Source organism: Streptomyces sp. PsTaAH-137, from assembly GCF_003259365.1.
Classification (GTDB): domain Bacteria; phylum Actinomycetota; class Actinomycetes; order Streptomycetales; family Streptomycetaceae; genus Streptomyces.
Genome location: NZ_QLLY01000017.1, coordinates 125,264 through 144,676, shown reverse-complemented (window position 1 = coordinate 144,676; position 19,413 = coordinate 125,264). Strand labels below are relative to the sequence as shown.

Here is a 19,413-nt window from a genome sequence, read left to right as displayed (position 1 = left end):
ACTGTCCCGCGCCCCTGACGGGGCGCCTCAAGTCAACGGAGGATCAACGCTGATGGCCACCCCTTATCCGTTCACCGCCGTCGTCGGGCAGGATGACCTGCGGCTTGCTCTTCTGCTCAACGCCGTGTCGCCCGCCGTCGGGGGTGTGCTCGTGCGGGGAGAGAAGGGGACCGCCAAGTCCACTGCCGTGCGGGCCCTTTCCGCCCTGATGCCGGGGGTCGAGGTCGTCACCGGGTGCCGGTTCTCCTGTGATCCCGCGCGTCCCGACCCGGAGTGCCCGGACGGGCCGCACGAGGACGGTGGCGGGGGCGAACGGGCCGCCAGGATGGTCGAGTTGCCGGTCGGCGCCTCCGAGGACCGGCTCGTCGGCGCGCTCGACATCGAGCGGGCGCTCGCCGAGGGCGTGAAGGCCTTCGAGCCGGGGCTGCTCGCCGACGCGCACCGCGGGATCCTGTACGTCGACGAGGTAAATCTGCTGCACGACCACCTCGTGGACCTGCTGCTCGACGCCGCCGCCATGGGCGCCTCGTACGTGGAGCGCGAGGGCGTCTCCGTACGGCACGCGGCGCGCTTCCTCCTCGTGGGGACCATGAACCCCGAAGAGGGCGAACTGCGGCCGCAGTTGCTCGACCGGTTCGGGCTGACCGTGGAGGTCGCCGCGTCCCGGGAGCCGGCGCAGCGCGTCGAGGTCGTGAAGCGGCGGCTCGCCTACGACGACGCCCCCGACGCCTTCGCCGCGCAGTGGGCCGGCGAGGAGGCCGAGGTGCGGGCGCGGATCGTCGCGGCCCGCGCCCTGCTGCCCGAAGTGCGGCTCGGGGACGACGCGTTGACGCAGATCGCGGCGACCTGTGCCGCGTTCGAGGTGGACGGCATGCGCGCGGACATCGTGATGGCGCGGACCGCAACCGCGCTCGCCGCGTGGGCCGGGCGCACCGAGGTGCTGTCCGAGGACGTGCGGCAGGCCGCGCTGCTCGCGCTGCCGCACCGCAGGCGGCGCAACCCGTTCGACGCGCCGGGGCTCGACGAGGACAAGCTCGACGAGACGCTGGACGAGTTCGGCCCGGACCGGCCGGACGACGAGCCGGACCCGGACCCGGAGCCGAACGGGCCCGACAACGACGGTGGCGGCGGTGGCGGTGGCGGGGTTCCGCCGCAGGGCGATCCGGCGGACGACGGCGGCGCGGCCGAGGAGGCCCCCGCCGAGGCGCCGCCCGCGCCGGGCGCCGGGGCGCCCCGGGAGCAGCGGGCCGTGTCGGCCGGTGAGCCGTTCCGTACGAAGATGCTGAGCGTGCCGGGGCTGGGCGAGGGCGCGGCCGGGCGGCGATCCCGGGCGCGCACCGAGCACGGCCGCACCACGGGCTCCGTACGCCCCCGGGGGAATCTGACCAAGCTGCATCTGGCGGCCACCGTGCAGGCGGCCGCACCGCATCAGCGGGCGCGGGGCCGCAGCGGTCCGGGGCTCGTCGTGCGCCGGGACGATCTGCGGCAGGCGACCCGGGAGGGCCGCGAGGGCAACCTCGTGCTGTTCGTGGTCGACGCCTCCGGTTCGATGGCGGCCCGCAAGCGGATGGGCGCCGTGAAGGGCGCGGTGCTCTCGCTGCTCCTCGACGCCTATCAGCGGCGGGACAAGGTGGGGCTCGTGACCTTCCGCGGGACGGGCGCCGAAGTGGCGCTGCCGCCGACGTCCAGCGTGGACGCCGCCGCGGCCCGCCTCGAATCGCTGCCGACGGGCGGGCGCACACCGCTGGCCGCCGGGCTGCTCAAGGCGCACGAGGTGCTGCGCGTGGAGCGACTGCGGGACCCGGCGCGGCGGCCGCTGCTCGTCGTCGTGACCGACGGGCGGGCCACCGGCGGGCCCGAGCCGGTCCAACTGGCCGGACGGGCGGCCGGGCTGCACGCCGCCGAGGGCACCGCCGCCGTGGTCGTGGACTGCGAGAGCGGCATGGTGCGGCTCGGGCTCGCCGGGGAGCTGGCCGCCCGGCTCGGCGGACAGGCCGTGACGCTGGACGAGCTGCGCGCGGACTCGATCGCCGGGCTCGTCAAGGACGTACAGGGAAACCACACCACCAGCAGGAGGGCCGCCTGATGCCGCAGGGACAGCCGAGTGTCGTACCGGACGACGGGCTGACGACCCGTCAGCGTCGCAACCGTCCGCTGGTGTTCGTGCACACGGGCATCGGCAAGGGCAAGTCGACGGCCGCCTTCGGGCTCGCGCTGCGCGCCTGGAACCAGGGCTGGCCGATCGGGGTGTTCCAGTTCGTCAAGTCGGCGAAGTGGAAGGTCGGCGAGGAGAACGCGCTGAAGGTGCTCGGCGCCTCCGGCGAGGGCGGCACCGTCGACTGGCACAAGATGGGCGAGGGCTGGTCCTGGGTCCAGCGGGACCTTCACGGCGACAACTCCGACAACGAGGAGAAGGCCCGCGAGGGCTGGGAGCAGGTCAAGCGGGACCTGGCCGCCGAGACGTACAAGCTGTACGTGCTCGACGAGTTCGCCTACCCGCTGCACTGGGGCTGGATCGACGTGGACGAGGTCGTGCGGGTGCTGCGCGACCGGCCCGGCACCCAACACGTGGTGATCACGGGCCGCAACGCCCCGGAGAAGCTGGTCGAGTTCGCGGATCTCGTGACCGACATGTCGAAGGTGAAGCACCCGATGGACGCGGGTCAGAAGGGCCAGCGAGGCATCGAGTGGTGAGAAACGTCCCCCGGCTCGTCGTCGCCGCGCCGGCCTCCGGGTCCGGCAAGACGACGGTGGCGACGGGCCTGATGGCCGCGTTCGCCGAGCGCGGCCTCGCGGTGTCCCCGCACAAGGTGGGCCCCGACTACATCGACCCGGGCTACCACGCCCTCGCGACGGGCCGTCCGGGCCGCAACCTGGACGCGTACATGTGCGGCCCCGAACTGGTCGCGCCGCTGTTCGCGCACGGCGCCGCGGGCTGTGAACTCGCCGTCGTCGAAGGCGTGATGGGACTGTTCGACGGTGTCTCGGGCGCGGGTGAGCTGGCGTCGACGGCGCATGTCGCGAAGCTGCTCAAGGCGCCGGTCGTGCTCGTGGTGGACGCGTCGTCGCAGTCGCGGTCGGTGGCGGCGCTGGTGCACGGCTTCGCGTCGTTCGACCCGGAGGTGCGCCTCGCGGGCGTCATCCTCAACAAGGTCGGCTCCGAGCGCCACGAGCAGTTGCTGCGCGAGGCGCTGGACGAGGTGGGCGTCCCGGTCTACGGCGCCCTCCACCGCACCCCGCAGGTCGCCACCCCGTCCCGCCACCTGGGCCTGGTCCCGGTGGCGGAGCGCAGCACGGAGGCCCTCGACTCGGTACGGGCGTCGGCGGCGATGGTCAGGGAGGGCTGCGACCTGGAGGGCTTGCTGGCCCTGGCCCGCACCGCCCCGCCACTGTTCGAGGAGGCCTGGCAGGCAGCTGACCCAGGGGCGCGGGGAACTGCGCGACCAGCCACGACGCACCCGCACACGCCCACGAAACCGGTCGTGGCTGTGGCAGGAGGCGCAGCCTTCACCTTCTCCTACGCGGAACACACGGAACTCCTGGAGGCGGCCGGCGCGGAGGTCGCCACCTTCGACCCCCTGAACGACGAACGCCTCCCGGAGGGCACCGCGGCGCTGGTCATCGGCGGCGGCTTCCCCGAGGTGTACGCCCCGGACCTGTCGGCCAACGAACAGCTCCGCAAGGAGGTGGCCGCGCTGGCCGGCACCGGCGCCCCGGTTGTCGCGGAGTGCGCGGGCCTGCTGTACCTGGCCCGCTCCCTCGACGGCAGGGCGATGTGCGGGGTCCTGGAGGCCGACGCCCGGATGTCCGGCAGGCTCACGCTCGGCTACCGGGACGCGGTCGCGATCGGCGACAGCGTGCTGGCCCCGGCGGGGACCCGGATGCGCGGCCACGAGTTCCACCGCACCGTCCTCGAACCGGGCGCGGGCCCGGCGCCCGCGTGGGGCATGCGGCTGCCCGCTCCGCGCGTCGAGGGGTTCGTGCAGCAGGGCGTGCACGCCAGCTATCTGCACACGCACTGGGCGGCGCTGCCGGACATCGCCCACCGGCTGGTGGAGCGGTGTCTGCGGTGAGCGGCGGCTCAGCCCGCGATGCCCACCACGAGCCAGATGAAGGCCGCGCCCGCCACGGTGGCGGCCAGGGTCGAGCGGGCCGGGTGGTCGTGGTGGGCCTCGGGCAGGATCTCGGCGGCGGCCAGGTACAGCAGGACACCGCCGAAGAAGCCCAGATAGCCGCCGAGCAATTGCTCCGGAATGGTGAACAGGAGCGTGGACGCGGCGCCCACCACGGGGGCCGCCGCGTCGGCGAACAGCATCATCAGCGCCTTGCGGCGGGCGTTCCCGTACAGCCGGGTGAGCGTGTACGTGTTGAAGCCGTCGGCGAAGTCGTGGGCGATGACCGCGAGCGCCACAGCGAGGCCCATCCCGCCGCCCACCTGGATCGCGGCGCCGATCGCCATGCCGTCCATCAGGCTGTGCCCGACCATCGCGGACGCGGCCGTCAGGCCCACCTCGGGCACCCGGCCGTTCTCGCTCTCGGCGGCGCCGTGGGCGGCCTTCCGCTGGGCGAGGAGGTGTTCCAGGACGTGTGCGCCGAGGAACCCCGCGACGAACAGCAGCAGCGCCGCGGGCACGCCGAAGACCGGCCCGCCCGCCGCTTCCAGGGCCTCCGGCAGCAGGTCGAGACCGACCACGCCGAGCATGAGACCGCCCGCGAGCCCCAGCACCAGATGGCGCCGGTCGGTGACCCTCTGCGCGGTCCAGCCGCCGATGAGGGTCATCAGAAAGGCGCCGAGCGCCACGAACACCGCCATAAGCCCTTGCTAACTCATCCGACCCCCGAGACGCACATCATGACCTGTGGCCCGGACCGGCTCGTCGGCGGGGTCGGGGCCCGGGCCGGAGTCACCGCCGACGAGGTGCTGGCCCTGGTCGGGGAGGTGCTGGCCGAGGCCGGGGCCGCCCCCGGCGCGCTGATCGCACTCGCCACGGTCGAGGCGAAGGGGCGGGAGCCGGGGATCGTGCGGGCCGCCGCGCTGCTCGGGGTGGAGCTCGTGACGTATCCGGCGGCGCGTTTGGCCGCCGTACCGGTCCCGCACCCCTCGGAAGGGGCACGGAGCGCCGTGGGAACACCGTCCGTCGCGGAGGCGGCCGCGCTCGCCGCCGGGGGTGAGCTGCTGGTTCCCAAGAGGACGGCGCGCGGCACCGGCGGGGGGCGCGGGAGGGTGACGTTCGCGCTGGCACGCGCCGGGTAGGGTCCGGATCTCCCCCGCCTTCCCCCTTCGCACGCCCGTCCTGTCCGTACCCGCTAGGAGTCCGTCCCGTGCTCACCCCTCCCCCGGCCCTGCTCGCCGCGCTGATGCGGCGGCTCGACGAATCCGCCGGCCCCGGCACCGGCGTCCGCACCCCGCACGACCGGGCCGACGTGACCGTGCTGCTCGTCGGGCACGGTTCGCCCGATCCGGCCGTGAACGCCGAACTCGCCGCCACCGCGCGGCTGTTGTGGGAGGGAAGCGGTTACGCGGGCGTGGAGACGGCGTTCGTGTCGGGCGCCGCACCCGATGTGCCCGCGGGGCTCGACCGGTGTACGGCGCTCGGGGCGCGGCGCGTCGTCCTGCTGCCCTACGAGGCGTCGGTGGCGGGGCGCTGCCGGGCGCAGGCCGACGGGTGGAGCGCCGCGCATCCGGAGGTGACGGTGGTGCGGTGCGAGGCGCCGGAGGTGCCGGGCGCGGACGGCGAGGGCGACGGGCCCGATCTGCGCCATCACGGGGACGCCGAAGTCCGCGACGAGGGCGAGAAGTTGACGGATCTCGCGGTGAACGTCCGTACGGGCACGCCACCGTTGTGGCTGCGGGAGCACATCGGCGGCGCGCTGGAGGGGCTCGCGGCCTATCCGGACGGCCGGGCGGCACGGGCGGCGGTGGCGGCGCGGCACGGGGTCCCGGCGGAGCGGGTGCTGCTGACGTCGGGCGCGGCGGAGGCGTTCGTGCTGCTCGCGCGGGCGCTCGGGGTGCGGCGGCCGGTGGTGGTCCATCCGCAGTTCACGGAGCCGGAGGCGGCGCTGCGGGACGCCGGGCACGCGGTGCGCCGGGTGCTGCTGCCGGAGGAGGACGGGTTCCGGCTCGATCCCGCCCGGGTGCCGGGCGACGCGGATCTCGTCGTGCTCGGCAATCCGACCAATCCGACCTCGGTGCTGCATCCCGCCGACACGGTGGCGCGGCTCGCGCGGCCCGGCCGGGTGCTCGTCGTGGACGAGGCGTTCATGGACGCGGTGCCGGGCGAGCGGGAGTCCCTTGCCGGGCGGACGGACGTGCCGGGTCTCGTGGTGCTGCGGAGCCTGACGAAGACATGGGGGCTCGCGGGGCTGCGCATCGGGTATGTGCTGGCCGCGCCGGACGTCGTGGCGGCGCTGGAGCGGGCGCAGCCGCTGTGGCCGGTGTCGTCGCCCGCGCTGGTCGCGGCCGAGGCGTGCGTGTCGGCGCGCGGGGTCGCCGAGGCGGAGGCCGCGGCGCGGGACATCGCGGACGACCGGGCCCATCTGATCGACCTGCTCGGGGAGTTGGCGGCCTTCGGGGTGCGCGTGGCCGGTCCCGCGCAGGCGCCCTTCCTGCTCGTGCGGGTACCGGACGCGGCCGGGGTGCGGGAGCGGCTGCGGGCGGCCGGCTTCGCGGTGCGGCGCGGCGACACGTTCCCGGGGCTCGGGCGGGACTGGCTGCGGGTGGCCGTGCGGGACCGGCGGACCAGCGCGGCGTTCGTCGCGGCACTGCGCGAGGTACTGGCGTAAGGACCGGCGGCGCGCTACTCGTCCTGCACGATCTGCTGCTTGAGCGGGGTCAGGCGGGCCGCGATCTCGGCGATGAGCGGCTGTTCCACGCCCGCCTCCGTCAGGGAGCCGGCGAGGTGGGTGACCACGCGGTCGAAGTCCGCCCCGGTCAGGCCGAGCCGGGCGTGCGCCTCGTCGAGCGGGCGGCCCCGGTACGTCTCGGGGCCGCCCAGCGCCGTGGCGATGAAGGCCCGCTGATGGGCCTTCAGTGTCGGGAGGTCGGTGGTGCGGAAGTGCGGCGACAGGTCGTCGTCCGCCAGGACCTTGGCATAGAAGAGGTCGACCACGGCCGCCACCGCGGGGGCGCCGCCCACCGCCTCGTAGACACTCGAGTCACTCATGGCAATCGAACGTATCTGCGGAACCGGACATTCGGTACCGCTGTGACAGGTGCTACGCGCGCGAACGGCGTCCCTTGCGGGCCATCGCGACCGCGCCGCCGCCCGCGACGAGCAGCACGATCGCGCCGCCCGCGATGTACGGCGTGTTCGAGTTGCCGCCGGTCTCCGCCAGGTCGGCCTTGGTCTCCGTCTTGGGCTCCGCCTTGTTCTCGACCGGTGCCGCCTCGACCGGCTTCTCCGGCGTGCCGCCCTGGGGCTTCGGGTCCTCCGCCGGGGCCGCCTTGGGCGCGGTGCAGGTGGCGCCGGCGAGGGTGACCTCGCCGTTGACCTCGGCCACGTTCAGCTTCAGGGGGTTCACCGAGACCTTGAGGTGCAGGGCCGACGCGGCCGCCGTGGTCGACGTGGTGGAGGTCTCGGACAGGGCGAGGGAGACCTCGCCGACCTGCGGGACATCGACGCGGGTCGTGCCGCCCGTCGTCAGGGTGACCTTCTTGCCGAGCACGGTGACCGAGCCCAGCAGGTTCGATTCCGCGACCGGCTTCTTGCCCGCCTCGCACAGCGCCTTGGACGTGACCTGGTCGACCTCGATGAGGGAGAGCAGGGGCAGGCCGGGGACGTGGACCTTGGCATGGACGAGCTGCGTGAAGCCCTCCGCCTTCTTGTCGTCCACGGTGGCCCTGGCCTTGGCCACGTCGGCGCGCAGCACGCTGAACGGCTGGCCGCCGTCGACGCCGTCCAGGCGGGCGGTCAGCGCGGTCTTCTCGGCGCTCGCGGGGGCCTGCACCTCGTTGAGCGCGAGCCTCAGCGGCACGTTCACCGTCTTGTTCAGGAGCGAGACGTCCAGGCCCGTGCGCAGGACCACCGCGCCGGCCTTGCCGCCGTGGTCGCCGGTGGCCGCCGCCGGGCCCGCGGTCGCGAGCATCGCGGGTCCGACGGCGAGGACGGCGGCGGTCGCCGTCACGGCGAGGCGGCGGGTGCGACGGGAGACGGTGTTGCTGGTGCTGGACATGCTGGAAAGACCCCCAGGGGTGACTGCGGAAACGGGACAGGGCGTCGGCGGCGGGCGGGGCGGGCCGTGTCACGGGGACATCCCACGGCACCGCGCCGGTCACCGTCGCCGACGAGGGAATCTTTACGCACTGAGAGTGAACAGGCAGCAACCAGGCGTGAGTTCACTCCAAAGGGGGGTTTCCGCGCAGGTCTTCGAATCTGATGGCGCTGTTGTTCCCTGGCGTCCCTCTTGTCACCCGCGCGCCGGGGGTCCGCCGGTGGGCCGCGCGGGCGCGCCAAATGTGTGTGCAACGAGCACATTGCCCCGCAGGTCACGCTGCGTGTCAACCACGGCGCCGGGGGGACGGGTTGTCGCTCGGGTGGGGGCCGGTGGGGGCTGGTCGCGCAGTTCCCCGCGCCCCTGAGATGCGCACTTCGTGCGCCATCTCATCAAAGACGCGCGCCACCCCTGCCCCCATCAAGAGGCGCGCGGAGCGCAGCCCCAGGGGAAGGTTGCGCGCAGCGCATGCCTTCAGGGGCGCGGGGAACTGCGCGACCAGCCACGACGGTGGCGCGCCTGACCGACAACCCTTGAAGGGGCGCGGGGAACTGCGCGAGAAGTCCCGCCGGGACGCAGGCGCGAGGAGAGGTCAGCCCACCACGCGGCCGCGGAGCACCACCCGGCGCGGCGAAGCCAGAACGCCCACGTCCGCCCGGGGGTCGGCCCCGTACACCACCAGGTCGGCCGGGGCCCCTTCCTCCAGGCCGGGCCGGCCGAGCCAGGCACGGGCACCCCACGCCGTGGCCGACAGCGCGTCGAGCGCGGGGACACCGGCGCGGACCAGTTCGGCGACCTCGCCGGCCACCAGACCGTGGGCCAGCGACCCCCCGGCGTCGGTGCCGACGAACACCGGGATCCCGGCGTCGTACGCGGACCGCACCGTGTCGTAGCGGCGCTCGTACAGCCGCCGCATGTGCGCGGACCAGCGCGGGAACTTGCCCTCGCCGCCCGCCGCGAGATCCGGGAACGTGGCGATGTTGACCAGGGTCGGGACGATGGCGACCCCGCGCTCGGCGAAGAGCGGGATCAGTTCGTCGGTGAGGCCGGTGGCGTGCTCGATGCAGTCGATGCCCGCCTCCACCAGATCGCGGAGCGAGTCCTCGGCGAAGCAGTGGGCGGTCACCCGGGCCCCGAGCCGGTGCGCCTCGGCGATGGCCGCCCCGACGGCGTCGCGGGGCCAGCACGCGCTCAGGTCCCCGGTGCCGCGGTCGATCCAGTCGCCGACCAGCTTGACCCAGCCGTCACCGCGCCGGGCCTCCCGGGCGACGTACGCGACGAGGTCCTCGGGCTCGATCTCGTGCGCGTAGTTGCGGATGTAGCGGCGGGTGCGGGCGATGTGCCGGCCGGCCCTGATGATGCGCGGCAGGTCCTCGCGGTCGTCGATCCAGCGGGTGTCGGAGGGCGAGCCCGCGTCGCGCAGCAGGAGGGTGCCCGCGTCGCGGTCGGTCAGGGCCTGCTTCTCGGCGGTCTCGGCGGGGACCGGGCCGTGGGCGTCGAGGCCGACGTGGCAGTGCGCGTCGACCAGGCCGGGCAGCGCCCAGCCGTCGACCGTGGTCACGTCGAGCCCGGCCGCGGCCGGGCGGTCGTAGGTGACGCGGCCCCCGACCACCCACAGCTCGTCGCGTACGTCGTCGGGCCCGGCCAGGACCCGGCCCTTCACATGCAGCACCCCGCCATCGGTCATGGAACGAAGCCTAGAGGCGCGGTGGGTACGCTCGTCATCGGCATCCTGTCCGAACCCGTGAGCGAAGAGAGCACCACCGTGACGCATCCGTTTCTCGACCTGGCCCCGTTGAGCGCCGAGCATTTCGCCTCCATCGAGGACCGTGTGGCCCGGCTGATGGACACGTCCCAGGATGTAGTGATCATGCAGGGCGAGGCGCTGCTGCCGCTGGAGGGCGCGATCCGCGGGACGGCGGCGCCCGGGACCGTCGCCCTGAACGTGATCACCGGCCCGTACGGGCAGACCTTCGGTGACTGGCTGCGCGACTGCGGGGCGGCCGTGCACGATCTGGCGGTCCCCTTCCACACGGCCGTCACCGCGGAGCAGGTGCGGGCGGCGCTCGCCGAGCACCCCGAGATCGACTTCGTGTCGCTGGTGCACGCGGAGGCGGCGACCGGCAACACCAACCCCGTCGCGGAGATCGGCGAGGTGGTACGGGAGCACGGCGCGCTGTTCTACCTGGACGCCGTCGCCTCGGTCGCCGCCGAGCCGGTGCTGCCCGACGCGTGGGGCGTGGACCTGTGCGTGATCGGCGCGCAGAAGGCGATGGGCGGCCCGGCCGGTGTCTCGGCGGTGTCGGTGAGCGCCCGCGCCTGGGAGCGGATGACCGCCAACGAGCAGGCGCCGCGCCACTCCTATCTGTCGCTGCTCGACTGGAAGCAGCGGTGGATCGACGGCGGCCGCAAGGCGCTGCTGCACGCGCCCGCGCAGCTGGAGATGCTCGCGCTGGAGGCGTGTGTCGAGCGGATCGAGAGCGAGGGGCTCGACGCGCTGATGGCGCGGCACGCGAGCGCGGCGGCCGCGACCCGCGCCGGGACGCTGGCCCTGGGCGGCGGACTTGAGCCGTACGTCCACGAGGCGCGGGACGCCGCGCCGGTCGCCACGACGCTGCGGGCGCCCGCCGGCGTCGACGCCCGCGAGCTGGTCGCGAAGGCGCTCGCCGTGGACCCGGTGCTGCCGCTGGTCGCGGGCGGCGGCGCGCTCGCGCAGGAGATGATCCGCGTCAACCACTACGGCCCGCAGGCCACGCGCGGTGTCGTGCAGTCCTCGCTGGCCGCGCTCGGCGGGGCGCTCGCGGAGGCCGGCGCCTCGGTGGACCTGGAGGGTGCGCGCAAGGCGGTCGCGGCCGCCTGGCAGTAATTCCCCGCACGCAGAAGCAGCGCCGCCTTCATGGGATTTCATGAGGGCGGCGCTTTTCTTTATTCTTCTTCAACATATTCTTCACGTAATTACGGGAGCAGCTTCCCGTATGACTTCTGCCCGGTTTTCCCGGGCGTAAACACTAAGGTTTCGACAACGCCGAGCGACGTAATTCAGGCGGGTGCCGGACCGGTTACAACGTTGTGACGCACTCCACATCGGCAGCGTTTTGCCCCTTATCATCGCCGCAAATCGCCATATTGCGCGGCCGGTTCATGCGCGCACCCACCCGCGCGCGGTAACACACATCGAGCGCGCATGTAACCCCTTGCCCGGATGCAATCCAAAAAATAGGCCGGTAAATTCAATTCGCATGACCGCCGCACAAGCGCAATTCCAGCTCGACCATCCAGGCGTCGCCGACGGCGCTGCGATCTGGCGTATCGCACGTGACTCGAAGGTGCTCGATCTCAACTCCTCGTACAGCTATCTGCTCTGGTGCCGTGATTTCGCCGCCACCTCCGTGGTGGCCCGCGACGAGCGGGGCGAGGTCGCCGGGTTCGTCACCGGCTACATCCGTCCGGAGCGCCCGCGCACCCTCGTGGTGTGGCAGGTCGCCGTGGACGAGGCCCACCGCGGGCACGGTCTGGCCGGCGAACTGCTGGACGGGCTGACGGCCAAGGTCCTGGGCGCCGGGCGGCCGGTCAGCACCGTCGAGACCACGATCACCCCGGACAACACGGCGTCCCAGGCGCTGTTCCTGTCCTACGCGCGCCGGCACGGCGCCGGTGTGGCCCGTGAGGTCCTGTTCGACGCCGGCCTGTTCCCGGACGACGGGCACCTGCCCGAGGAGCTGTACCGCATCGGGCCCATCGGCCCCGGCAGCACTCCCGCCTGACCCCGATCCCCACCCACCGCGAACCCCCCTCACTCGCTTCCCCAGAGGAGCTGTTTCTGTGACCATCACCCAGCCGGACCTGAGCGTCTTCGAGACCCTTGAGTCGGAGGTGCGCAGTTACTGCCGCGGTTGGCCCACCGTCTTCGACCGGGCCCGGGGCAGCCGCATGTACGACGAGGACGGCCACGAGTACCTGGACTTCTTCGCGGGCGCCGGATCGCTCAACTACGGGCACAACAACCCCGTGTTGAAACGTGCCCTGATCGACTACATCGAGCGGGACGGCGTCACGCACGGCCTCGACATGTCGACGTCCGCGAAGCGCAACTTCCTGGAGACGTTCCAGAACGTCATCCTGCGCCCGCGCGACCTGCCCTACAAGGTCATGTTCCCGGGCCCGACGGGCACCAACGCCGTCGAGTCCGCGCTGAAGCTGGCCCGCAAGGTCAAGGGCCGCGAGTCGATCGTGTCGTTCACGAACGCCTTCCACGGCATGTCGCTCGGCGCGCTCGCCGTGACCGGCAACGCCTTCAAGCGGGCCGGCGCCGGCATCCCGCTGGTGCACGGCACCCCGATGCCGTTCGACAACTACCTCGACGGACAGACGCCGGACTTCATCTGGTTCGAGCGGCTCCTGGAGGACTCCGGCTCGGGCCTGAACACGCCCGCCGCCGTGATCGTCGAGACGGTCCAGGGCGAGGGCGGCATCAACGTGGCCCGCGCCGAGTGGCTGCGCAAGCTGGCCGACGTCTGCAAGCGCTGGGACATGCTGCTGATCGTCGACGACATCCAGATGGGCTGCGGCCGCACCGGTGCCTTCTTCTCCTTCGAGGAGGCGGGCATCACACCGGACATCGTGACTGTTTCGAAGTCCATCAGCGGGTACGGACTCCCTATGTCCCTGTGCCTGTTCAAGCCGGAGCTCGACGTCTGGGAGCCGGGCGAGCACAACGGCACGTTCCGCGGCAACAACCCCGCGTTCGTGACGGCCGCCGCCGCTCTGGAGACGTACTGGGCCGACGGCGCCGCGATGGAGAAGCAGACGCTGGCCCGCGGCGAGCAGATCGACCAGGCGCTGCACGCGCTGCGCGACGAGTTCCCCGAGGACACCGTCGAGTACCGCGGCCGCGGCCTGGTGTGGGGCCTGGAGTTCCGCGACAAGGAGCGGGCGGGCAAGGTCGCCAAGCGCGCCTTCGAGCTCGGCCTGCTCATCGAGACGTCCGGCCCCGAGAGCGAGGTCGTCAAGCTGCTTCCGGCGCTGACGATCACGCCCGAGGAGCTGGAGGAGGGCCTGCGCACGCTCACCAGGGCTGTGCGCGAGACGGCCTGACACCTATTCAGTAACACTAGAGAGGCAGCAACTCACCGTGATTGTCCGTTCGTTCAAGGAGATCGAGAACACCGACCGGCACATTAAGTCGGCGACCGGTACCTGGGAGAGCAAGCGCATCGTCCTGGCCAAGGAGAAGGTCGGCTTCTCCTTGCACGAGACGATCCTCTACGCCGGCACGGAGACCGACATGTGGTACGCCAACCACATCGAGGCCGTGCTGTGCGTCGAGGGCGAGGCCGAGCTCGAGAACCGGGAGACCGGCGAGAAGCACTGGATCGAGCCGGGCACGATGTATCTCCTGAACGGCCACGAGCGCCACACGCTGCGGCCCAAGACGGACTTCCGCTGTGTGTGCGTGTTCAACCCGCCGGTGACCGGACGGGAGGACCACGACGAGAACGGCGTCTACCCGCTGCTGACCGAGGAGGGCTGAGCCAGATGACCACTGACCTGTATCCGACCCGTGGCGCCTCCGAAGTGGCGACGCCCCGTGTCGACCCGGTCGTCTGGTCCGCTCCGGGGACGCGCGGTCCGATCCGCGAGTCGGACCTCGCATCCTTCGAGCGGGACGGCTTCCTCGCGATCGACGAACTGATCGGCCCGGACGAGATCGGCGTCTACCAGGCCGAGCTGAACCGCCTCGTCTCGGACCCGGCGATGCGCGCCGACGAGCGCTCCATCGTCGAGAAGAAGTCGCAGGAGATCCGCTCGGTCTTCGAGATCCACAAGATCAGCGAGGTGTTCGCGAACCTGGTCCGCGACGAGCGCGTCGTGGACCGGGCCCGGCAGATCCTCGGCTCGGACGTCTACGTCCACCAGTCGCGGATCAACGTCAAGCCGGGCTTCGGGGCGAGTGGCTTCTACTGGCACTCGGACTTCGAGACCTGGCACGCCGAGGACGGTCTGGCCAACATGCGGACGGTGTCCGTCTCCATCGCGCTGACGGAGAACTACGACACCAACGGCGGGCTCATGATCATGCCCGGCTCGCACAAGACGTTCCTCGGCTGCGCGGGCGAGACGCCGGAGGACAACTACAAGAAGTCGCTGCAGATGCAGGACGCGGGCATCCCGTCGGACGAGTCGCTGACCAAGTTCGCCGACGCGCACGGCATCAAGCTGTTCACCGGCAGGGCGGGCTCGGCCACCTGGTTCGACTGCAACGCGATGCACGGCTCGGGGGACAACATCACCCCGTACCCGCGCAGCAATGTCTTCATCGTGTTCAACAGCGTGGAGAACACCGCGGTGGAGCCGTTCGCGGCGCCCGTGCGGCGGCCGGACTACATCGGCGCACGGGACTTCACCCCGGTGCGGTGATCCCCGTACGCGGATGAGTGCCGTACGCGGATGAATGCCGTACGCGCATGAGTGGGGCGGGACCGGTCACGGTCCCGCCCCACCGGTGTGTCACAGGGCGGGGTAGTCCGTGTATCCCTGCGCGTCGCCGCCGAAGAAGGAGGATCCGTCCGGGGTGTTGTAGGGGCCCTCGGTGCGCAGCCGGGCCGGCAGGTCCGGGTTGGCGAGGAACAGGGCGCCGAAGGTGAGGACGTCGGCGAGGCCGTCCTCGATCAGGCCGAGGGCGGTGTGGTCGGTCGGGGTCGCGGTGAATGCGTTGAGGAAGAACGGGCCGGTGAACCGCTTGCGCAGGTCGGTGGTGACCTCGCGGGCGTCCGCGGTGGCCTCCAGGACGTGCAGGTAGGCGAGGCCGAGCGGCTCGATCTCGGCGACCAGCGCCTGGTAGGTCTCGGCGGTGTCGGTGCCCGGCATCGAGTTGTACGGGTTCAGCGGCGAGACGCGCAGCGCGGTGCGCTCGGGGCCGATGGCCTCGGCGACGGCCTTGACCGTCTCGACGGCGAACCGGATCCGGTTCTCGACGCTGCCGCCCCACTCGTCGGTGCGCTCGTTGGAGCCCGGGGTGAGGAACTGGTGGATCAAGTAGCCGTTGGCACCGTGCAGTTCGATGCCGTCGAACCCGGCCTCGATCGCGTTCCTCGCGGCCGTGGCGTAGTCGGCGATCGTGGCGCGGACCTCGTCGCCGGTCAGCTCCCGCGGCGCGACGAAGTCCTGGAAACCGTCGTTCGTGAAGGCCTTGCCCTCGGGGGCGACCGCGGACGGCGCCACCGGCAGGCCGCCCTCCGGCTGCAACGACGGGTGGCTGATCCGGCCCGCGTGCATGATCTGGGCGAAGACCGTGCCGCCCGCCGCGTGCACGGCGTCGGTGACCTTGCGCCAGGACGCTATCTGCTCGGCACTGTGCAGGCCGGGGGTCCAGGCATAACCCTGGCCCACCGCGGAGGGCTGGATGCCCTCGGTGATGATCAGGCCCGCGGAGGCGCGCTGCGCGTAGTACTCGGCCGTCAGCTCGGTGGCGGTACCGCCGGTTCCGGCCCTGCTGCGGGTCATCGGGGCCATCACGATGCGGTTGGCGAGCCGGGTGCCGGGAAGGTCGAACGGGTCGAAAGCGGTGGTCATGACTGCTCCGATCAACATCGGTACGGGTCCGCCACAGAAATATGTGGTCGGCCAATCAATTGCGCTGATGTCACTGTAGCTCATTACTTGGCCGACCAAGGTAATATTCGACAGCGAGACGTACGAGGCCGGAATCAGCCGCAGGAGCAGCCATGGAGCCCACACCGAAGGACGGCGAGCCCGTCTGTACCGCCCCCGTCCCGGCCGTCGCCCTCGGCGGTCCGGTGAGCCTCGCCCTGGCGCGGGTGGCCCGGCTGCACCGTGCCGCGGCGGGCCGGCGGCTGCGCGGGCTCGGGCTCTACCCGGGGCAGGAGTTCGTGATGATGCACCTGTGGGACAAGGGACCCGTACGGCAGTCGGAGCTGATCAAGGCGGTCGAGCTCGACCCGTCGACGGTCACCAAGATGCTCCAGCGCCTCGAACAGGCCGGGCACGTGCGCCGCTCCCCCGATCCGGACGACCGGCGCGCGGTGCGCGTGGAGGCGACGGAGACGAGCTGCGGGCTCCGCAAGGACGTGGCCGAGGCGTGGTGCGGCCTGGAGGAGCAGAGCCTGGCCGGGCTCTCCGACGCGGAGCAGACGGAGTTCGTACGGCTGCTCGCCCTGGTGGAGGGCAATCTCTGCACGGAGGCCGGGACCGGGGACTGCTCCTGACCGGTTCCCGGGGTACGCGGCCGGTCACAGCCAGGCGAGCCGGGCCGCCCGGTCGAGGACGGCGCGGGCCGCTTCCGGGTCGCCGCCCGTGCCGCGGCGTGCGTCGAAGGCGTACGGGCGGGCCCACAGCTGGGCGAAGACCTCCTGCGCCACGTCGTCGGCGGCGCCGGCCGTCCGGGTGACCCGCACGGCGACCTGCCGCACGAGCCCGCCGTAGGCCCGGTACAGCTCGGAGAGGGCCGCCTCGTCGCCGTAGACCAGGCGTCGGTGCAGTTCCGCGTCGGCCGTGCGCCCGCCGCCGCGGTCCGCGGGATCGGTCGGGTCCGTACGAGCCACCGGCACCACCGCCTCCAGACAGGCCCTGGTGCCTTCCTAGCGTCCGGCGGGCGCGGACGCCAGGGTTCAGTGCGACAGCTCGGCGAGCAGCCGGTCGACGTCCTCGACCGTGTTGTACAGGTGGAAGGACGCCCTCAAGTTGCCTGCCCTGTTCGAGAGTTCGACACCGGCCTCGTGCAACTCCGGCTGCCGTACGCCGAGGCCGGGGACGGAGACGATGGGCGATCCCGGGGCCGGTACCGGCTCGTGGCCCAGGTCGGCGAGGCCCGCGCGGAAGCGGTCGGCGAGAAGCAGGTCGTGGGCGAGGATCGCCTCCGGGCCCAGCTCCTCGATCAGTTCCAGCGAGCGGCGGGCTCCCGTGTACGTGATGAGGCCGGGGGTCTCGTCGAAGCGGCGGGCGGAGCGGGCGAGTTCGGTGACCGGTCCATAGCAGCTGTCCCAGGGCTTCTCCCCCGCGACCCAGCCGCCGAAGACCGGGGTCAGTTCGGCGACGTCGCGCGGGCCGATGAAGAAGGCGGCGCCGCGCGGGCAGGTCAGCCACTTGAAGGCGACGGAGGAGACGTAGTCCGCCGCGTCGGCGTGCTCGGTGAGGGGGAACCAGCCGGCCGCCTGGGACGCGTCGACGTAGAGGCGGGCGCCGTGCGCGCGGGTGACCGCGCGCAGTTCGGCGAGGTCCGCGACGCGGCCGTCCGCCGACTGGGCGGCGCTGACCGCGACCAGCACCGTCCCGGGCCGCACCGACTCGGCGAGCGCCGCGAGCGGCACGGTGCGCACCTTGAGGTCCTGCCGTACGTGGAAGGGGTTGATGGTGGAGCTGAACTCGCCCTCGGGGACGAGGACTTCGGCGCCCTCGGGCAGCGAGGCGGCGATCAGGCCGGTGTAGACGGCGACGGACGCGCCCGTGGCCACCCGGGACACCGGGACCCCGGCGATCCGGGCGAAGGCGGCGCGGGCCTCCTCCACGTCGACGAAGAGGGAGTCGAGGGGGCGGCCCTCGGCCATCGCGGTGATCGCCTCGTGCATCGCCCGCACCGCGCGGGCGGGCAGCAGGCCGGAGCTTGCCGTGTTCAGGTAGCTGGTGGCAGGGGTGTACTCGGCGCGGACCAGGTCCGTGTCGAGCTGTCGGGGCGCACCGGAGGTCTCCATGTCCCCACTGTGCCCCGCCGCCAACTACCCGTCCATTGCGGATGTTTGAGCAGTACCTCTAAGCGATCCTTATCAGTGCTGGTCAGGCCTGCGGGACCGCGCATCCGTCGGGGCCGCAGGTGTCGGCGCCGTCGGCCGTGTCGAGGACGGTCAGCGGGGAGCGGGCGCCCCATGCCTGGGTCAGCGCCTGGGTGAAGACCTCGGCGGGCTGGGCGCCGGAGACGCCGTACTTGCGGTCGAGGACGAAGAACGGCACGCCGGTCGCGCCCAGCTCGGCCGCCTCGCGCTCGTCGGCGCGCACCGCGTCGGCGTACGCGTCCGGGTCGGCGAGGACGGCGCGGACGTCGGCCTCGGCCAGGCCCGCTCCGACGGCGAGCCGCACGACGTGCTCCTCGTCGGCGAAGACGGACTCCTTGTCGACGAAGTTGCCCTGGTACAGCGCGTCGATCAGGGCGTCCTGCACGCCCTTGTCCTTGGCCAGGTGGAGCAGGCGGTGCAGGTCGAAGCTGTTGCCGTAGTCGCGGCCCTCGGTGAGGTAGGGCAGGCCGAGCGTGGCGGCCTGCTGGCCGAGCCCCTGCTCGTTCGCCGCGGCCTGGGCCTCGCTGATGCCGTACTTCTGCGCGATGTGGGGGACGACGAGACCGGTCTCGCCCTTCTTGACCGTCGGGTCCAGCTCGAAGGAGCGGTGGACGACCTCGACCTCGCCCTTGTGCGGGAAGGCATCGAGGGCCTGCTCGAACCGGGACTTGCCGATGTAGCAGAAGGGGCAGTTGATGTCGGTCCAGATCTCGACGCGCATGAGGGTCTCTCGCTCCAGCTGGTTACGTGTTCACGTCCTGACGGGCAGGGGGTGCCCTGCGCCGTACGAGTACAACCGGATGCCGCCTCCGGTCATTCCCGGGGCAGGTCGAGGCGCAGCTCACGGTGGTGTCCGGAGCCGGTGCGGCCGCCGTGCCAGCCGTGGGCGGCGTAGAAGGCCTGGGCCCGCTCGTTGTCGCGGTGCACGTCCAGGACGGCCTCGGTCATCCCGTCCGCCCGCCACTGCTCGACGCAGGCCGCGTGCAGCTCCGTGCCGATGCCGCGGCGCCAGTGGGCGGGGTCGGTGTGCAGCTGGAAGAGCTTGACCGTGGTGCCGTGCGGGGCCTCGTCGGGGCGGCGGAAGGAGGCGATGCCGACCGGTGCGCCGTCGCGGACGCAGACCAGGACGTGGGCGCGGGGCCGTTCGATGGCCTGCGTCCACCGCTCCTGCCACAGCTCGGGGCTGTCGCCGTCCGGGAAGCCGTCGGGGTAGTAGGTGGCTCGGGCGCGCTGGTGCAGGGCGGTGATGGCGGGGGCGTCGGCGGGCACGGCGGTACGGATCATGCCCGCATAGACGGGCTGGGCCCGGCCTCGGTTCCTGACCTGGGCCGGGGCACGCTCTCGGGCTGCTTTCAGCCCCGTAAGGGGCGCGGGGAACTGCGCGAGAAGCCCCACCGGGGCCGCACCCGCGAACGGC

The 19,413-nt window shown here is 72.4% G+C and carries 19 protein-coding genes and 2 pseudogenes; 12 read left to right on the top strand and 9 right to left on the bottom strand.

Annotated features, from left to right (window positions below; translation table 11 throughout):
* Positions 1-52 precede the first annotated feature (52 nt).
* Genes K377_RS31645 through K377_RS31635 form a run of 3 tightly spaced genes read left to right on the top strand, consistent with a single transcriptional unit; the run spans position 53 to position 4,073 of the window.
* Complete coding sequence (locus K377_RS31645; RefSeq protein WP_111667006.1) at positions 53-2,086, top strand: putative cobaltochelatase; 2,034 nt, start codon at positions 53-55, stop codon at positions 2,084-2,086.
* Positions 2,086-2,694: a cob(I)yrinic acid a,c-diamide adenosyltransferase gene (cobO, locus tag K377_RS31640; protein ID WP_111667005.1), complete on the top strand. Its 609-nt coding sequence runs from the start codon at positions 2,086-2,088 to the stop codon at positions 2,692-2,694. The genes K377_RS31645 and cobO overlap by 1 nt, the downstream gene beginning before the upstream one ends.
* The gene (locus K377_RS31635) at positions 2,691-4,073 is read left to right on the top strand and encodes a cobyrinate a,c-diamide synthase (RefSeq protein ID WP_181512686.1); all 1,383 of its coding nucleotides are present in this window, start codon (positions 2,691-2,693) and stop codon (positions 4,071-4,073) included. Before cobO ends, K377_RS31635 begins: the two co-directional genes overlap by 4 nt.
* Before the next feature lie 8 nt (positions 4,074-4,081).
* Here the strand turns inward: K377_RS31635 and K377_RS31630 are convergent, their stop codons facing one another.
* Positions 4,082-4,813: a ZIP family metal transporter gene (locus K377_RS31630; RefSeq protein ID WP_111667003.1), complete on the bottom strand. Its 732-nt coding sequence runs from the start codon at positions 4,811-4,813 to the stop codon at positions 4,082-4,084.
* A gap of 39 nt (positions 4,814-4,852) precedes the next feature.
* Between K377_RS31630 and K377_RS31625 the strand changes: the two genes are divergently transcribed.
* From K377_RS31625 to cobC, 3 genes and pseudogenes are all read left to right on the top strand, one after another.
* On the top strand, positions 4,853-5,254 hold the full coding sequence (locus tag K377_RS31625; protein WP_111667002.1) for a cobalamin biosynthesis protein: 402 nt from the start codon (positions 4,853-4,855) through the stop codon (positions 5,252-5,254).
* A gap of 104 nt (positions 5,255-5,358) precedes the next feature.
* Positions 5,359-5,565, top strand: a pseudogene (locus K377_RS42485) (CbiX/SirB N-terminal domain-containing protein); the annotation flags it as partial.
* Positions 5,566-5,697: 132 nt separating this feature from the next.
* Positions 5,698-6,783 (top strand): Rv2231c family pyridoxal phosphate-dependent protein CobC, encoded by a 1,086-nt coding sequence (cobC, locus tag K377_RS31620; protein ID WP_258395200.1) that lies wholly within the window; start codon positions 5,698-5,700, stop codon positions 6,781-6,783.
* A 14-nt stretch (positions 6,784-6,797) separates the two neighbouring features.
* Here cobC and K377_RS31615 read toward each other — a convergent pair whose 3' ends face one another.
* The 3 genes from K377_RS31615 to K377_RS31605 form a co-directional block, all read right to left on the bottom strand.
* Positions 6,798-7,163 (bottom strand): group 1 truncated hemoglobin, encoded by a 366-nt coding sequence (locus K377_RS31615; RefSeq protein WP_111667000.1) that lies wholly within the window; start codon positions 7,161-7,163, stop codon positions 6,798-6,800.
* A 52-nt stretch (positions 7,164-7,215) separates the two neighbouring features.
* Positions 7,216-8,172 carry an SCO1860 family LAETG-anchored protein gene (locus K377_RS31610; protein ID WP_111666999.1) on the bottom strand — a complete coding sequence of 319 codons (957 nt, stop codon included), beginning with the start codon at positions 8,170-8,172 and terminating at the stop codon, positions 7,216-7,218.
* 631 nt (positions 8,173-8,803) lie between these two features.
* Positions 8,804-9,898 carry an amidohydrolase family protein gene (locus K377_RS31605; RefSeq protein WP_111666998.1) on the bottom strand — a complete coding sequence of 365 codons (1,095 nt, stop codon included), beginning with the start codon at positions 9,896-9,898 and terminating at the stop codon, positions 8,804-8,806.
* Between the two features lie 78 nt (positions 9,899-9,976).
* Here K377_RS31605 and K377_RS31600 point away from each other — a divergent pair, with 78 nt between their 5' ends.
* The 5 genes from K377_RS31600 (at position 9,977) to thpD (ending at position 14,628) form a co-directional block, all read left to right on the top strand.
* Entirely contained in the window at positions 9,977-11,077 is a 1,101-nt protein-coding gene (locus K377_RS31600) for an alanine--glyoxylate aminotransferase family protein (RefSeq protein WP_111667085.1), read from the top strand.
* A gap of 373 nt (positions 11,078-11,450) precedes the next feature.
* Positions 11,451-11,975, top strand: coding sequence for a diaminobutyrate acetyltransferase (ectA, locus tag K377_RS31595; protein WP_111666997.1), 525 nt, complete (start codon positions 11,451-11,453; stop codon positions 11,973-11,975).
* Between the two features lie 58 nt (positions 11,976-12,033).
* Complete coding sequence (gene ectB / locus K377_RS31590) at positions 12,034-13,305, top strand: diaminobutyrate--2-oxoglutarate transaminase (RefSeq protein WP_111666996.1); 1,272 nt, start codon at positions 12,034-12,036, stop codon at positions 13,303-13,305.
* 37 nt (positions 13,306-13,342) lie between these two features.
* A complete protein-coding gene (locus tag K377_RS31585; protein ID WP_018533388.1) occupies positions 13,343-13,741 on the top strand; it encodes an ectoine synthase in 399 nt (132 codons plus the stop codon).
* 5 nt (positions 13,742-13,746) lie between these two features.
* Positions 13,747-14,628, top strand: a complete 882-nt coding sequence (thpD, locus tag K377_RS31580; RefSeq protein WP_111666995.1) for an ectoine hydroxylase — start codon at positions 13,747-13,749, stop codon at positions 14,626-14,628.
* A 90-nt stretch (positions 14,629-14,718) separates the two neighbouring features.
* On the opposite strand, the gene K377_RS31575 is transcribed toward thpD, so the two are convergent.
* Entirely contained in the window at positions 14,719-15,783 is a 1,065-nt protein-coding gene (locus K377_RS31575; protein ID WP_111666994.1) for an alkene reductase, read from the bottom strand.
* Between the two features lie 152 nt (positions 15,784-15,935).
* Between K377_RS31575 and K377_RS31570 the strand changes: the two genes are divergently transcribed.
* A complete protein-coding gene (locus K377_RS31570) occupies positions 15,936-16,436 on the top strand; it encodes a MarR family winged helix-turn-helix transcriptional regulator (RefSeq protein ID WP_111666993.1) in 501 nt (166 codons plus the stop codon).
* 87 nt (positions 16,437-16,523) lie between these two features.
* Here the strand turns inward: K377_RS31570 and K377_RS31565 are convergent.
* From K377_RS31565 to K377_RS31550, 4 genes and pseudogenes are all read right to left on the bottom strand, one after another.
* A pseudogene (locus K377_RS31565) lies at positions 16,524-16,772 on the bottom strand (sigma factor); the annotation flags it as partial.
* A gap of 66 nt (positions 16,773-16,838) precedes the next feature.
* Positions 16,839-17,918, bottom strand: a complete 1,080-nt coding sequence (locus K377_RS31560; RefSeq protein ID WP_111666992.1) for an aminotransferase class V-fold PLP-dependent enzyme — start codon at positions 17,916-17,918, stop codon at positions 16,839-16,841.
* An 82-nt stretch (positions 17,919-18,000) separates the two neighbouring features.
* Positions 18,001-18,717, bottom strand: a complete 717-nt coding sequence (locus tag K377_RS31555; RefSeq protein ID WP_111666991.1) for a DsbA family oxidoreductase — start codon at positions 18,715-18,717, stop codon at positions 18,001-18,003.
* A 92-nt stretch (positions 18,718-18,809) separates the two neighbouring features.
* Positions 18,810-19,280: a GNAT family N-acetyltransferase gene (locus K377_RS31550; RefSeq protein WP_111666990.1), complete on the bottom strand. Its 471-nt coding sequence runs from the start codon at positions 19,278-19,280 to the stop codon at positions 18,810-18,812.
* Positions 19,281-19,413: the final 133 nt, after the last annotated feature.